The following is a 14995-nucleotide window of genomic DNA, read 5'->3' on the forward strand; positions in this document are numbered from 1 at the left end:
CATGACCTCCTTCTCGTCGCACCATTCTCTCTCACTCGAACTTCACACCCCGCGATGCGCCCCCGGCACATGCGCGCTACCAGACTCCGTGCCCGGCAACTCCTTGGCCTCCAATGGCCGAGCGAGTTCGTTGAGAATACCGCAATCGCTCGCCGCGCTTTCGCCGTTGCAGCGTGCGCGCAGCTTGACCAGCGCCTGCTTGAGTGCCTGTAACTGGGCGATGCGCGACTCCACGTGGGCCAGGTGCTCGTCGATCAGGGCATCGGCCTCGTGACAAGGTTGCTCGGGATGATCGTGATAGTCGAGCAACGATCGAATCTCGCCAAGCGTCATGTCCAACGCCCGACAGTGGCGAATGAACCCGAGGCGCTCGGCATGGGCCTCGCTGTACAAGCGATAATTGGCCGCACTGCGCGCCGGTTCGGGCAATATCCCCTCGCGTTCGTAGTAGCGGATCGTCTCCACCTGACAGCCCGTAAGCCGGGCAAGGTCACCGATTTTCATGCGTCGCCCTCCTGTCTCCGGACCATTCTGCGCCTTGTAGTGACTATAGGGTCATTTCGATTGGCTTGTCGGTCGTAAACGCATAATCTGTGCGCATTCAACGCTTCGACCCAAGGACGACGATGATTCGAACCTTCCAGCTCAACCGCCAGACCATCCAAGAAGTCACCAAGGACTCACTGCCACTCTCCGAGCGCCTGGCCAAGGCTACCTGGATCGACGCTCACGAGCCTGACGACGACGAGCGCGAGCGGCTCAATGCTTTCCTTGCCGACGAACTGCCGGCCACCGACGACGTCGAGGAAATCGAATCGTCGGCACGTTACTTCGTAGATGCCGATGGCATTCACGTGCACTCGCTGTTCCTGTCGCAGAGCGAGGGCCGCCACGGTAACACCACCGTTGCCTTCATCCTGCAGCCCGAACGGCTGATCACCTTCCGTGACACCGAGATCGCCGATTTTCGCCTGTTGCGCTTGCGTGCGCGCAGCGGTCAGGTGGAAACCGACTCGGCACAATCACTGATGCTGACGATCTTCGAGCAGAAGGTGGAAAACCTCGCCGACACCCTGGAGGACATACACCGCAAACTCGAGGATGTCAGCCATCTGGTGCTGGAAGAGGAAGACTCCGACCTCGAGGATGCCATCGACCAGTTGGCGAAACTCGAGGACAGCAACGGCAAGATCCGCCTGTGTCTGATGGATACCCAGCGCTCGATGTCATTCCTGATCCGCCACCTGCGCGGAGAGCCAGAGCTCCAGGAAACCGCCCGCGAAGTGATGCGTGACGTCGACACGCTGATGACACATACCACCTTCCTGTTCGACAAGATCAACTTCCTGATGGATTCCACCCAAGGCTTCATCAACATCCAGCAGAACCAGATCATCAAGACCTTCTCGATCGCCGCCGTGGTCTTCCTGCCGCCGACGATGATCGCCAGTATCTACGGCATGAACTTCGACATCATGCCCGAACTGTCATGGCCCTTCGGCTACCCCTTCGCGCTTGGCCTGATGGCCATTGCCGGCATTTCGCCGTATCTGTATTTCAAACACAAGAACTGGCTATAGGCTTTTCCACCCTTACTTGACCCTGTAGTCACTACAGGGTGTGTCATGAGACAAGACTACGCCACCAGGAGTTCGTCATGTCTCGACACGATACCGGGGGATCCTGCTGCCAGGCACACCTCGCCGAGGAAGCAACCGAGGCCTCACGGCCACCAGAAGGCAGCCAGATGCTGCGCCTGCGTATTCAGGAAATGGACTGCCCCACCGAGGAGGCCCTGCTGCGCAAGGCGCTGGCCGACCAGCCGGGCGTGATGGCGCTGGACTTCAACCTGATGGATCGCGTACTGACGATCCATCACCATGATGCCGCCCCCGATGCTTTGCAAGCGAGTGTCCGCAGCCTTGGCATGACACCGGTAACCATCGAGGACGGCGACTCGGCATCTTCCCGCGACGAAGCGATCCCCACGAAACGCGAGCGTTGGTGGCCTGTGGTATTGGCGGCACTGATCGCTCTGGGAGCGGAAGCCAGTCATTGGTTCGCGATGGGCACACCCTGGGCACCGCCGCTGTTGGCCCTGACCGCCATTGCCATGGTCGGGTTGCCCACCTGGCGCAAGGGCATGGTGGCGCTGCGCCACCGCACCCTCAACATCAATGCCTTGATGAGCGTGGCGGTGACTGGCGCCCTGCTGATCGGCCAGTGGGCCGAAGCGGCCATGGTGCTGGTCCTGTTCACCCTGGCCGAGCGTCTCGAGGCCCGCTCGCTGGAGCGCGCCCGCCATGCCATTCGCGACCTGCTGGCCCTGGCCCCACAGCAAGCTCGCGTGCAACAGGCCTGCGGCGACTGGCATGAGGTACCCGCCGATCAGGTAACCATCGGCAGCCTGGTACGAGTACGCCCAGGCGAACGGGTGGCGTTGGACGGTGAGATCGTGCGCGGCAACCCGGTGCTGGACGAATCGCCGATCACCGGCGAGAGTCTGCCCCGCGACAAGACGATGGGCGACACTGTCTTCGCCGGCACCATCAATCGTGACGGCGAATTCGACTACCGCTCCACCCGGGTGGCCAACGATACGACGCTGGCGCGCATCATCCACGCAGTGGAGCAGGCTCAGGCCAGCCGCGCACCCACCCAGCGCCTGGTCGACCGCTTCGCCACCGTCTACACCCCGGCGGTCTTTGGCCTGGCCATTGCCACCGCACTACTATGGCCACTGCTGTTCGCCGGGGCCTGGCTCGATGGGATCTATCGTGCCTTGGTGCTGTTGGTGATCGCCTGCCCATGCGCATTGGTGATCTCGACTCCGGTGACCATCGTCAGCGGACTTTCGGCAGCAGCCCGCAGTGGCATCCTGATCAAGGGCGGCAGCTTTCTCGAACTGGGGCATCGCCTGGCCTGGGTGGCACTCGACAAGACCGGCACCTTGACCCGTGGTCAACCACGCCAGCGCCACTGGCAACCGCTATCACCCGATGCCGATGCTGCTGAGCGCAGGCGACTGCAACAACTGGCAACGAGTCTGTCCGGGCGCTCCAATCACCCGGTATCTCGCGCCGTGCATGATGCCGCAAAGGCCGATGATATCGTGGCAAGCGAGGTGGACTCCTTCACCGAGCACCCTGGACGCGGCGTACAGGGCGTGATCGACGGTCAAACCGTGTGGCTGGGCAATCATCGGATGGTGGAAGAACTCGGCCTCTGCTCCCCAGACCTGGAAGCCCAGCTCAACACTTGGGAACGTCAAGGCCATAGCGTGGTGGTGCTGGGTGATACGCAGCGGGCATTGGCCCTGTTCGCCGTCGCCGATCCGCTCAAGGCGACCAGTCGGGAAGCGATCGACGACCTGCACCAGCTCGGCGTGAAGACGCTGATGCTCAGCGGCGACAATGCTGCCAGCGTTTCTGCCATCGCCCGCGAAGCCGGCATCGATGAAGCACAAGGGCAACTACTGCCCGAGGACAAGCTGACGGCCATCGAGGAACATGCCCGACACGGCGTCGTCGGCATGGTTGGTGACGGCATCAACGACGCGCCAGCGCTGGCCCGCGCCGATATCGGTTTCGCCATGGGCGCGGCAGGCAGTGACGCCGCCATCGAAACCGCCGACGTAGCGTTGATGGATGACGACCTGCGCAAGCTACCGACCTTCGTACGACTGTCACGAGCTACCCGCTCGGTGCTGGTCCAGAACATCGCGTTCGCTATCGGCATCAAACTGGTGTTCCTGGTGCTGGCCTTCAGTGGCCACGCCACCCTGTGGATGGCAGTGTTCGCCGACATGGGCGCCAGCCTCCTGGTGGTGGCCAATGGCATGCGGTTACTGCGCGCCATGCCTTCCAGACACCCCCAGCAGACTAGCCCGAGCGCGGCTGTGGCGAGCGCAGGAAGTTGAGGATCCAACGCACCATCAGTTGATCATCGACCGGGGCGTTGAGCGAGGCCAATCCCTCACGGACCCGCTCGGCGCCCACCAGCTCGCTGCGTAGCTGCATCAGGTCACGCGAATAGGGTTTGGGAAATTCCGGGTGGCCCTGCACGCCGAGGAAATGCTCACCGACTTGCATCAGGTAGAAGGGGCAGAAATCGCTTTCCGCCAGCACCCGGGTGTGGGGCGGCAGTTCCTCCACCTGGTCCTGGTGGCTGACCAGCAGATCCAGGCTCGGTTGCCAGGGCTCCATCCACTCGACACGTTCGGTGACCCGATTGAACGACATTCCCACTCCCCAGCCTCGCGGGCTCTTGATCACCTTGCCGCCCAGCGCCTTGGCGATCACTTGATGGCCGAAGCACACCCCAACCAACGGCTTGCCGGCATTCCACAACTTGCGCACGAAGCCACACAGCTCGTCGACCCAGGCCAGGCCATCATTGACGCCAAACTTGGAGCCGGTGGTCAGCCAAGCGTCCACGGCGTTCACGTCGTCGGGAATCTCGCCGTCCAGACAACGCCACACGCGAAACGTCAGGGAAGGATCCACCGATGTGAACAGCCGTTGAAACATCTCGGGGTAATTGCCATGCTCGTCGCGCAGTTCCGGCGCCACGTCATCGCATTGCAGAAGCCCTATACGCATCGATGAATCTCCTTTGCGGCTTAGAGGCGCCCTTCGACGGCGTTGACGAAGATCTCGCGGTACTTGGCGGCATCGAAGGCGACGGGGTTGGTGCCGGAAGAGGGATCCACCACCGCCATCTGCCCGACCTTGTCGGCCTGGTGGGCGTCGATATGGAGTTCGGCCAGGGTATGGGGAATCCCCAGCCGCTCGCGGAGTTCCAGCACCCAGTCGATCACCGACGCAGTCCCCGGTTGACGCAGATCCAGATAGCGACCCAGCCGCACCATGGGCTCGCCGATGGCACACTCGTTGGCTCGCAGCACATAGGGCATGAGGATGGCATTGAGAGTGCCATGGTGAGCGTCGTACAGGGCACCGAGCGGGTGCGCCAGGGCATGCATCGCCCCCAACCCACGCTGGAAAGCGGTCGCCCCCATCATCGAGGCCACCAACATATTCATACGCGCTTCCAGGTCGTGACCATCGCTGAAGGCCCTCGGCAGGTAATCGCGTATCCGACGCATGCCCTCCACGGCGATGCCCTCGGCCATGGGGTGATAGCGCGGCGAACACCAGGCCTCCATGCAGTGAGACAGTGCGTCCATGCCGGTGGCGGCGGTGATCCACGGCGGCAGCTCAAGGGTCAGCTCGGGATCGAGGATCACAGTGGCCGGCACCATCTTCGGGTGGAAAATGATTCGCTTGACGTGCTCGAGCTCGTCGACGATCACTGAGGCGCGCCCCACTTCCGAACCGGTGCCAGCGGTGGTGGGCACGGCGACGATGGGGACAATAGCCTCGGCATCGGCTTGCTTCCAGTTGTCACCGACATCCTCCAGCGACCAAAGCGACAAGCCTTCGCGCTGGTTGGCCATCAACGCCACCGCCTTGGCGGCATCCAGCCCCGAACCGCCACCGAAGGCGATCACGCCGTCGTGACCGCCGTCGCGAAAGGCTGCTACCCCATCCAACACGTTCTTGCCGGTGGGGTTGCCCTTGATCTCGCTGAACACGGCAATGCCTAGCCCCTCGTCATGGCAGGCCAGTACCAGATCGCGCACCATCGCCAACCCCGCCAGTCCGGGGTCGGTGACCAACAGCGGCGCCTTCATGCCCAGCGCCTTGCACGCCTCGGGCAACTCACGGATGCGTCCGGCACCGGTCAGGATGTGGGCCGGATAGTTCCAGCCAGTGGTGAAGTAACTCATGTCGACGTGACTCATAGCAGCGCCCTCTGTACTCAATGTTTTTAGCTCGAAGCTCGAAGCTCGAAGCCCGAAGCCCGAAGCCCGAAGCCCGAAGCTCGAAGCTCGAAGCTCGAAGCTCGAAGCTCGAAGCTCGACATCAGACTTGGATTTATCACCTTGACTCACAAGGGGTTTCTTCCAGCTTTCAGCTTCAAGCTTATGACTTTATGGATGCTTCAAATGAAATGACTTCGGCCTCGTCAACGTCTCGTACCCAAGCCGCGACAACGAACAGCCACGACCGGAGTGCTTGACGCCGGTCCAGGCCAGTTCCGGATCCAGGTAGTCGCAGCGATTGGTGAATACCGTGCCAGCCTCCAGGCGTCGGGCGATGGCCTCGCCGGCAGCGATATCGCGGGTGAAGACCGCCGCGGTCAGTCCGAAATCGCTGTCGTTCATCAGGCGCACGGCCTCGTCGTCGGAGTCCACCGGCATGATCCCCACTACCGGGCCGAAGCTCTCTTCATGCATGACCCGCATCGAATGGTCGACGTCAGTCAGGATCTGTGGCGCCAGATAAGCGCTGCCGGGGGTGGACAATGGATAATCGCCGGGATCGATCCAGGCCTTGGCACCTTGTGCCACCGCTTCCTCGATCTGGCTACGCACGAAGTCGGCTGCGGAGGGCTTGACCAATGGCCCCAAGGTGGTCGCAGGATCGGTGGGGTTACCAAGCCGGAGCTGCTTGACCCAGGCCACTGCCCGCTCGACGAAAGCCTCGAAGATCTCGCGATGCACGTAGATCCGCTCGATGCCGCAGCAGCTCTGGCCGGAATTGAAGAAGGCCCCGTCCATCACGCCGTCAATGGCACTGTCGAGATCGACGTCGGCACGAATATAGGCCGGATCCTTGCCTCCCAGCTCGAGACCGGTAGCGATGAAACGTCCCGCCGTATTGCGTTCGACCATCTCACCACCCGCCACTGAGCCGGTGAAGGAGACATGTTTCACGCGCGAATCGCGAATCAGCGCCTCGGTGGCATCGTGCGACAGGTGCAGGTGCTGGAACACACCCTCCGGCACCCCGGCCTCGTCGAAGGCCTGCTGGATACGCTCAGCGCACAACGGCGTCTGAGCCGAGTGCTTGAGGATCACCGTATTGCCAGCCATGATCGCCGGCACGATGGCGTTCACCGCGGTCATAAACGGAAAGTTCCAGGGCGCGACGATGAACGATACCCCCAGCGGCTCGCGGGTGATATAGCGGGTAAAGCCCGGCTTGTCGGGAAGCTCGATTGGCGCCAGCGCCGACTCGGCCAAGGCGATCATGGCCCGTGCGCGTTCCTCGAAACCGCCGATTTCACCGCCGGCGGCAGCGATCGGCCGGCCCATCTGCCAGGTCAGTTCCTCGGCCAACTCGTCGCGGAGAGCGACGAAGGCATCGACCATTGCCGAGCATAACCTGGCCCGCTCCCCCAGCGGCACCTCACGCCATGACCGCTGTGCCGCCACCGCCCGCTCGAGGGTCGCCTCCACCTGGGCCGCATCGGCCTGCTCACGCTCGACGTAGACTGAACCGTCGACCGGGGAAATCGTTTTCTGTATGGCCATTACTTGTCCTCATTCGTTGCCGTCTCGGGCCGCCATCGAGTCCTTCGTGGGAGCGCAGATTTCTGCGCGATCCGGCCGCCAGGCCGGCTATTGCGGCTCCTTCATCGCGCAGCGGAGCTGCGCTCCCACCACACAATCCCCTAGCCCCACTCTCGTGGGAGCGCAGATCTTCTGCGCGATCCGGCCTTCAGGTCGGCACCCTCCGCAACGGTGTCGGAACCATCGCGCAGTGAAGCTGCGCAATTGGAGGCTCAGATAATCTCGAAGTAGCGGTCCAACTCCCAATCGGTGATGTGCTTGCGGAACTGCCGCTCCTCCCATTCGCGCGTCGCGGCGAAGTGCTCGACGAAGGCGTCGCCGAACAATTCCCGGGCCGCCTCGGAGGCCTTCAAGCGCTGGGCGGCTTCCCACAGGGTCCGCGGCAGGGCCTGGTGCTCGGGGTGGTCGAGTTCGTAGGCATTGCCCTTGACCTGCTCGTCTGGCTCGAGTTGGTGCTCGATGCCGTAAAGACCGGCACCGATGGCCGCAGCCAGTGCCAGATAAGGGTTGGCATCGGCGCTGCCGAGGCGGTATTCGACTCGCTGCGACTTGTCGCTGCCGGGGATCACGCGCAGCGCCGTGGTGCGGTTCTCCACCCCCCAGGTGGCATCGGTAGGCGCCCAGAAGCCGGGGATCAGGCGCGTGTAGCTGTTGATGGTCGGTGCGAACATGGCCAGAAACTCCGGCATCAGCTTCTGCTGACCGGCCACGAAATGGCGCTGCACATCGCTCATCTGATAGGGCTTCTCGGGATCGAAGAACGCCGACTTGCCACTGCCAATCTCCCGCAGCGACAGATGGATATGGCCACTCTGGCCCGGATAGTCAGGCGACCACTTGGCCATGAAGGTGGCCATCAGACCACGGCGCTGGGCCCAGACTTTGGTAAAGACCTTGAACAACGCGCCCTTGTCGCCGGCCGCCAAGGCACCATCCACGCCGATGGCCGCCTCGAGCACGCCGGGGCCGGTTTCGGTATGTAGCCCTTCGATCGGGAAATCCATGGTTTCCGCCAGCGCCAGCAACTCGCGATAAAGCTCGCTGTGCACCGAGCTGCGCAGCATCGAATAGCCCATCATATCCGGCGTCAACGGTTTAAGATTGCGAAAGCCCTTCTCGCGCACCGACTCCGGTGTCTCCTGGAACATGAAGAACTCGTACTCCAGCGAGCCAAAGGCCTCGAAGCCCATCCCACGTCCGCGTTCCAGCACACGCTTCAATAACCCACGCGGGCAGAGTTCCTCGGCTGGACCAGCGAACTCGGCCAGGAACAGCAGCATATCGCCTTCGCAGGGCAGCTCACGGCAACTGTCGGGCACGATCTTCAGCGGCGCATCGGGATAGCCGGTATGCCAGCCGGTGAACTTGACGTTGTCGTAGAGTTCATCCTTGCTGTCCCAACCCAATACGACGTCGCAGAAGGCGAAACCGTCTTCCAGGGCCGAGAAGAACTTGTCACGCTGCATGTACTTGCCGAGCATCACGCCGTCAATGTCGAACATGCCCACCTTGACGTGGCTCAAGCCACGCTCCTCGACGATACGTCGGGCCTCTTCCGCGGTCTTGATGTCTCTCGCTTGCATTCGGCTCATCGAGCTACCCTCAATCTTGTCAGTTGTAAATACCAAAATAGGCGAGCATGACGGCGTACAACACGGGCCGACCACAGCGCCGCACTGACCACGATGCGCCCAGACAGTGTGAGTGGGGGTCATGACCAGGAGCAAACATCATCAGTGGCGCTGACAGCATCGCTATCGAAAAGCTCGATAATGCACTCGCAGTGGGCATTTGGGGCTCCATTCAGCACCGGTACCGGGACTCTCCATCCGCCGTATCAGCGCGAGGTGACGACATCGGACAGCACCCAAGGCAAGTGTCGCTCCAATTCGGCACGATAGCTGCGCTCCAAGAGGCGGCGGCTGTCGCGTGCCAGTTGCGAGGGCAGATCACCCAGTTCGTCGCGTCGAGCCACCAGTGTCAACTCACGACGCAACGGCTCGGTCGGCAGCGGCACTACCCTTACGTTCAAGCGATCGAGACCGGCCTGGTAGAGACACAATGGCGTGGTGATGGTCCAGCCAGCCCCGGAACTGACCAGGCTCAACACAGCGTAGGTATTGTCGAGATGCAGCCGAGCCGGTAATTCCATCTGATGGAGCCGCAGGTGCCGCTCGATGCTTTGCCCGATCAACGACTGCGGTGTGTAGCGTACGAAGTCCAGCTTCCGCGTCAGCCAGTGCAGGTTGTCGACCGGTCCGACCCAGTCGGCGGGCAGTACCAGCACGAAGGGCTCGCCAAGGATCGCATGACGCTCCAGGCCATCGTAGTTCTCCAGGCGATCGTCGGAGATGATGATATCCACGTGGCGGGTCAGCAGTGCATGGCCATGCATGTGGGACAGGCCGGTGGTCAGGGTATAGTCGCTGGTATGGCGCTTGATGACGTCGATCAATGGCTGGCCCACGGCAGTGGCCAACGAATCCACCAGCGCCATGCGTACCTGATGCAAGCAACCGAACGCTCCCGAGACCAACTCTCGCCGTGTGCTGCGCGCTTCGTTCAGTAGACGCTTGGCACGATCGTAGAAGAAACGACCGGCGCTGGTCGGTTCCAGCGGGCGTGAATGGCGGTTCAGCAGAGCCACTCCCATGGCCTCCTCGAGATTGGCCAGGCTCTGGGATACCGACGATTGCTTGAGGCCGAGACTCTCGGCCGCGGCGGTCTGGCTGCCACGTTCGAGGGTCTCGACGAAGATTTCCATGCTGCGCAGATCGAACCCGAAACCGCTACGCATGCCTTTCTCCTTAGCCCGGGAAGATGATCGCTCCAAGCCTATCCCGCATCCGACCGGGACACAGCCTGCCGAGAACACCTCGGCTCCAGAGCCATGTCAACGAAGCCTTCCCGGGCAGGTACCGATTCCGCTTAACTGTAACGGTAGGGAGGACCCGCCTGCTGCATGGTCTGACGATAATCCTTGAGGATCTGCACGACGCGAGCGTTGATATCGCTTTGGGCGGCGATCTCGTCCCAGAACGACAAGGCCTCGTCCTCGATGGTCTGCCATTCGGACTCGGGAATCGAGGTCAATTCGAGCTTGCCTCCCGCAGTACGGTAGTGGGCCTCGCCCCACCAATACCAGTGCTGACGGTAATAGTGAGAGCTGTCCATGCACAGCTTGAACAGCGTCTTCAAGTGGTCGGGCAGCTCGTTCCAGCGCTCGGTATTGGCGAAGTAGGAACCCGACCAGGCCCCGGAGATATTGTTGGTCAGGTAGTAGCTGCAGACATCCGCCCAGCCCACGGTATAGGCCTCGGTGATCCCCGCCCAGGCGATGCCATCCAACTCGCGGGTCTGCATGGCCACCTCGATGTCCTCCCAGGGCAACGTCACCGGGACCACGCCGAAGCGCTGCAGGAAACGGCCCGCCGTGGGAAAGGTAAAGACGCGCTTGCCCTTGAGATCCTCCAGGGTGCGGACCGGCTCGCGGGTCACGAAGTTACACGGGTCCCACGAGCCCGCCCCCAGCCAGGTCACGCCCTCGACTTGGCCGTACGCTTCTTCCCAGATTTCCTTCAAACCGTAGTGATGGAACAGTGTCGGCACGTCCAGGCTGTAGCGCGAGGCAAACGGGAAGTAGCCGCCGAACACCGAAACATCCACCGGGGCGGCGATGGAGTCGTCATCGCTCTGCACGGCGTCGATGGTCCCCCGCTGCATGGCACGGAACAGCTCGCCGGTGGGCACCAGTTGGTCGGAATAATAGAGCTCGATCTCCATCTCGCCGTTGGCGGCCTTGTTGAAGGCATCGATCGACGGCTTGATGACGTGTTCGGCCAGCGCGGGGCCGGCATAGGTCTGCAGCCGCCAGCGGATCGGACTGCGCGACTGGGCATGCACATAGGGGGCGGACAGGGTCGTGGCACCCACGGTCGCGGCCGTGGCCAACCCCGCTTTCTTGAGAAAATCGCGTCTATTGGTCATGTCACTTCATTCCTGGTCAGTAGTCCATTGTTGTTGTTGCCTGAAGCGTGGTATGCGTAGGGATCTCCTGCGTAAGCACCTCCTTTGCCGTCGTCTGTCCTCGGTCATGGCGTCGACCCGTTCAATCGGAGTCGCTAGCCGTAATACATCTCCGGTAGCCATAGTGCGATCTGCGGGAAGGCCGTCACCAGCGCCAACCCCAGGATCATGATCGCCACGAACGGCCATACGCTGCGGTAGATGTCGCTGAGCGAAACCTCGGGAGGCGCCATGGCGCGCATCAGGAACAGGTTGTAACCGAACGGCGGCGTCATGTAGGCGATTTGCACGGTGATGGTATAAAGCACGCCGTACCACACCGGATCGAACCCCAGGCTCATCACCAGCGGCACGTATAGCGGTGCCACGATCACCAGCATGGCGGTGTCGTCGAGGAACATGCCCATCAGGATGTAGGAAAGCTGCATCATCAGCAGGACTTCCCAGGGCCCCATGCCCAACCGGTCGAGGAAGACGTTTTCGATCGCCCGTACCGCGCCCAGGCCATCGAAGACGGCGCCGAAGCACAATGCCGCTAGGATGATCCACATGAACATGCAACTGATCGCCAGTGTCTTGCGAATGGTCTCCTCAATGACATGGCGCGTCAGCCGACGCTTGACCAGGGCCGCCAGGGTCGCCGCGGTGGCGCCGAAGGCCGAGCTCTCGACCAGGCTGGTCACCCCGAGCAGGAATAGACCGGTCATGGCGAAGAAGATCAATAACGGCAGGATGCCCGCGCGCAGCAGCTTGAGCTTTTCGCCAAGTGCCATCTGCCGCTCCTCCTCGGGTAGGGTCGGCCCCAGGTTCGGCTGGATTCGACAACGAACCACGATATAGAGGACGAACAGCGTCGCCAGCAGCAGCCCGGGGAGAGCGCCGGCCAACCACAGCTTGCCCACCGGCTGTCGGGCGATCATGCCGTAGAGCACCAGTACCACGCTGGGCGGCACCAGGATACCCAGCGAGCTGCCGGCCTGAATGACCCCGGTGACCATGATCTTGTCATAACCGCGCCGTAGCAGTTCCGGCAACGCGATGCTGGCCCCGATCGCCATACCGGCCACGCTCAGGCCGTTCATGGCCGACACCACCACCATCAGGCCGATGGTGCCCACCGCCAGCCCGCCCTTGAGCGAGCCTGTCCACACATGGAACATCTCGTAGAGATCGCCGGCGATCCCCGACTCGGAAAGCATGTAGCCCATGTAGATGAACAGCGGCAGGGTCAGCAGCGGATACCAGTTGAGCAGTACGAAACTGGCGTTGAACGGCATCTCGATGGCGCCGTCTCCCCACAGCAGCAGTGCCGAAGCCGCGCCGACGAAGCCGATGACCCCGAACACTCGCTGGCCGGTCAACAGCAACAGCATCATGGTCGAGAACATCATCAGCGCGATCATTTCATAGCTCATGTCAGGGTCTCCCCCCGGGCCCGGGCCAGGTCCTTGAAGAAGGAGGAGATCGCCTGCAACAGCATCAGCAGGATGCCGAATGACATGATGATCTTGATCGGCGCCAGTGGTGGTGCCCAGGACGAGTAGTTGCGCTGCCCGTATTCCAGCGCGTATTGGGTGCTGGAAATGCCGCCCATCAGCAGCGCCACCAGGAAGAAGATCAGGAACAGGATGGTGATGGCATCCACCACGGCCTTGGTTCTGTCCGACCAACGGCTATAGAACAGATCCATCCTCACGTGGGCATTCATCTGCATGGCGTAGGCACCGCCCAGCAGGTAGTAGGCCACCATCATGAACTGCGACATTTCCACGCCCCAGATGAGGGGGCTATTGAACACCGACCGCGAAGCGGAGGCATATAGCATGAGACCGATCATCGCGAAGATCATATACATGACCAGACGGCCCACGCGGCGGTTGAACGCATCCACATAGTAGACATAGCGTTTTATTGTTCTTGGCATCGCGTCTCGTTGTCCCTATGGCTGGTAACAATTCGATACGCCTCAGTGTTTGCAGAGGTTCTGGAAAACCGCAATAAACATCAGTAACGGTGACGCCCCGGCTATCGATAAAATCGATAGTGCACTCATCGAGTGCCTTGTGGTCTGACGATTTCACCATGATGCAGCAAGTCGAAGGCTCGGTTCTGAAGCCGTTCACAAGCGCCCGGGAGGATAGCGATGACACATCTCCTGTTCGTCTACGGCACACTGAAGCGCGGTTTCACCAACCATGGGCCCTACATGACGACGGCCACTTTTCTCGATACGGCAAAGACCTGTGACACCTTTCCCCTCGTACTGCATGGCGCCGACTACACGCCGGTATTGATCGATGCTCAAGGACGCGGCCATCGGGTAAAAGGCGAGCTGTATCGGGTCGACAATCCAACCCTGGATAAACTCGACCGGCTGGAAGGTGTCAATGAACGAGATGGCTATCGCCGCCGGCGGCTGGCCGTCACCGACAGTCAAGGCGGCATGCGCTCCGTGTGGGGGTATTTCAAGTCGCCTGCCGAGGTGGAGGACGTCAGGAGCAAGCCACTGGCCGTCTACGATGAGCGCCATGATCGTCCACCTTACGGTAATATCGGCACGCTTGAGGGCAGGCCCCGCAACCCTCGGGAAGTGCTGAATAAATTCAGTGCTTCCCCGTCATCGATTACAGACTGGAGGTAACGATGTCCACATCAGCCACCGCCATGCCCGGTGCCATACGCCCTTCCTCGAGCTGGACCGGCTGGGGACAGTGGCTGGCGCTTGTCACCATGACGATCGACCACCTGACCCGTTATGTCGTACCGGCAAGCTGGGACCTGACCTGGGCGGAAACATCCATCGGACGCATCGCTTTCCCTCTGTTCGCCGCCATGGTCGCCTGGCACGCCCTGTTCAATACCCGTAACCCGTTGCGTTACGCACGCCGTATCCTGGTGATCGGCGTGATCGCCCAGTTTCCCTACATGCTGATGCCCAGGGCTTCCGACGCCCTGATCCTCAATATCTGCTTCACCCTGGCGGCCGGCCTCGCCTGGGGTGCCTGGTGGCGCGAACTGCTCGAGCGCCACCGCGACCAGGAACTGAGCTCTGGTTGGCTGGCCTCGGGGATGGCGGCTTCGCTGGTGGTATGGATGCTGCTAGGCAATTGGGTGGAATACGGCCATCACGGTCTGCTACTGGTGCCGCTGTACATGCTTGCCATGCATCACCTGAGCCATACAGGAGAAACGCTGACCGAACGCCTGCTGGCGGTGAGCGCCACCCTGCCCGTGCTGATCGTCGCCGGGTTGATGAACAGCAGCGACATGGCCAAGTCCTTCACCGTGGCCACCTGCCTGCTGATATTGCTGCTGTCGGCCGGTGCCGCACGCCATGTTCCCGAGATCACCATGAAGATGCCTCGCCGCTTGTGGCTGGCGTGGTATCCCGGCCACTTCGCCGCCATCGCACTGTGGTTGTGGTTGGCCGGAGGGCTGAGTTGAGGCTCATCCGAGCCCGCTGGACACTTTCCTGACATCGGACTGCCATCATCCGTTCATGCTAATGCAACAAAAGCTTCCGACCATGAGGCTCCCGTGACTTCATGA

Annotated in this window: 13 protein-coding genes; 4 read left to right on the plus strand and 9 right to left on the minus strand. The window is 61.8% G+C overall.

The genetic code is table 11. The features are described from left to right. Positions 1 to 42 precede the first annotated feature (42 nt). Positions 43 to 504 (minus strand): Cd(II)/Pb(II)-responsive transcriptional regulator, encoded by a 462-nt coding sequence (cadR, locus tag IE093_RS07355; RefSeq protein ID WP_189467693.1) that lies wholly within the window; start codon positions 502 to 504, stop codon positions 43 to 45. Positions 505 to 626: 122 nt separating this feature from the next. Here cadR and corA point away from each other — a divergent pair, with 122 nt between their 5' ends. Both corA and IE093_RS07365 read left to right on the plus strand, forming a co-directional pair. After that, positions 627 to 1580, plus strand: a complete 954-nt coding sequence (gene corA, locus IE093_RS07360) for a magnesium/cobalt transporter CorA (protein WP_189467695.1) — start codon at positions 627 to 629, stop codon at positions 1578 to 1580. 77 nt (positions 1581 to 1657) lie between these two features. Continuing rightward, complete coding sequence (locus IE093_RS07365) at positions 1658 to 3919, plus strand: heavy metal translocating P-type ATPase (RefSeq protein WP_189467697.1); 2262 nt, start codon at positions 1658 to 1660, stop codon at positions 3917 to 3919. Here IE093_RS07365 and IE093_RS07370 read toward each other — a convergent pair. From IE093_RS07370 to IE093_RS07405, 8 genes are all read right to left on the minus strand, one after another. After that, positions 3882 to 4601, minus strand: coding sequence for a glutamine amidotransferase-related protein (locus IE093_RS07370; RefSeq protein WP_189467699.1), 720 nt, complete (start codon positions 4599 to 4601; stop codon positions 3882 to 3884). The genes IE093_RS07365 and IE093_RS07370 overlap by 38 nt on opposite strands. A gap of 20 nt (positions 4602 to 4621) precedes the next feature. Continuing rightward, complete coding sequence (locus IE093_RS07375; RefSeq protein WP_229803352.1) at positions 4622 to 5806, minus strand: iron-containing alcohol dehydrogenase; 1185 nt, start codon at positions 5804 to 5806, stop codon at positions 4622 to 4624. Positions 5807 to 5995: 189 nt separating this feature from the next. Then, entirely contained in the window at positions 5996 to 7381 is a 1386-nt protein-coding gene (locus IE093_RS07380) for an aldehyde dehydrogenase family protein (protein ID WP_189467700.1), read from the minus strand. A 251-nt stretch (positions 7382 to 7632) separates the two neighbouring features. Further along, entirely contained in the window at positions 7633 to 9012 is a 1380-nt protein-coding gene (locus IE093_RS07385) for a glutamine synthetase family protein (protein ID WP_189467702.1), read from the minus strand. Positions 9013 to 9257: 245 nt separating this feature from the next. Beyond that, positions 9258 to 10217, minus strand: coding sequence for a LysR family transcriptional regulator (locus IE093_RS07390; RefSeq protein WP_189467704.1), 960 nt, complete (start codon positions 10215 to 10217; stop codon positions 9258 to 9260). A gap of 131 nt (positions 10218 to 10348) precedes the next feature. Continuing rightward, positions 10349 to 11407 carry a TRAP transporter substrate-binding protein gene (locus IE093_RS07395; protein WP_189467706.1) on the minus strand — a complete coding sequence of 353 codons (1059 nt, stop codon included), beginning with the start codon at positions 11405 to 11407 and terminating at the stop codon, positions 10349 to 10351. Between the two features lie 134 nt (positions 11408 to 11541). Continuing rightward, the gene (locus tag IE093_RS07400; RefSeq protein WP_189467708.1) at positions 11542 to 12861 is read right to left on the minus strand and encodes a TRAP transporter large permease; all 1320 of its coding nucleotides are present in this window, start codon (positions 12859 to 12861) and stop codon (positions 11542 to 11544) included. After that, positions 12858 to 13370, minus strand: coding sequence for a TRAP transporter small permease subunit (locus IE093_RS07405; protein ID WP_189467710.1), 513 nt, complete (start codon positions 13368 to 13370; stop codon positions 12858 to 12860). Before IE093_RS07405 ends, IE093_RS07400 begins: the two co-directional genes overlap by 4 nt. 219 nt (positions 13371 to 13589) lie before the next feature. Between IE093_RS07405 and IE093_RS07410 the strand changes: the two genes are divergently transcribed. Together IE093_RS07410 and IE093_RS07415 are read left to right on the plus strand one after the other, a co-directional pair. Beyond that, positions 13590 to 14087: a gamma-glutamylcyclotransferase family protein gene (locus IE093_RS07410; protein WP_189467712.1), complete on the plus strand. Its 498-nt coding sequence runs from the start codon at positions 13590 to 13592 to the stop codon at positions 14085 to 14087. A gap of 2 nt (positions 14088 to 14089) precedes the next feature. After that, the gene (locus tag IE093_RS07415) at positions 14090 to 14890 is read left to right on the plus strand and encodes a TraX family protein (protein ID WP_189467714.1); all 801 of its coding nucleotides are present in this window, start codon (positions 14090 to 14092) and stop codon (positions 14888 to 14890) included. The last annotated feature ends 105 nt before the right edge of the window (positions 14891 to 14995 follow it).

The sequence above is a fragment of the Litchfieldella qijiaojingensis genome (genome assembly GCF_014651875.1).
GTDB lineage: Bacteria > Pseudomonadota > Gammaproteobacteria > Pseudomonadales > Halomonadaceae > Litchfieldella > Litchfieldella qijiaojingensis.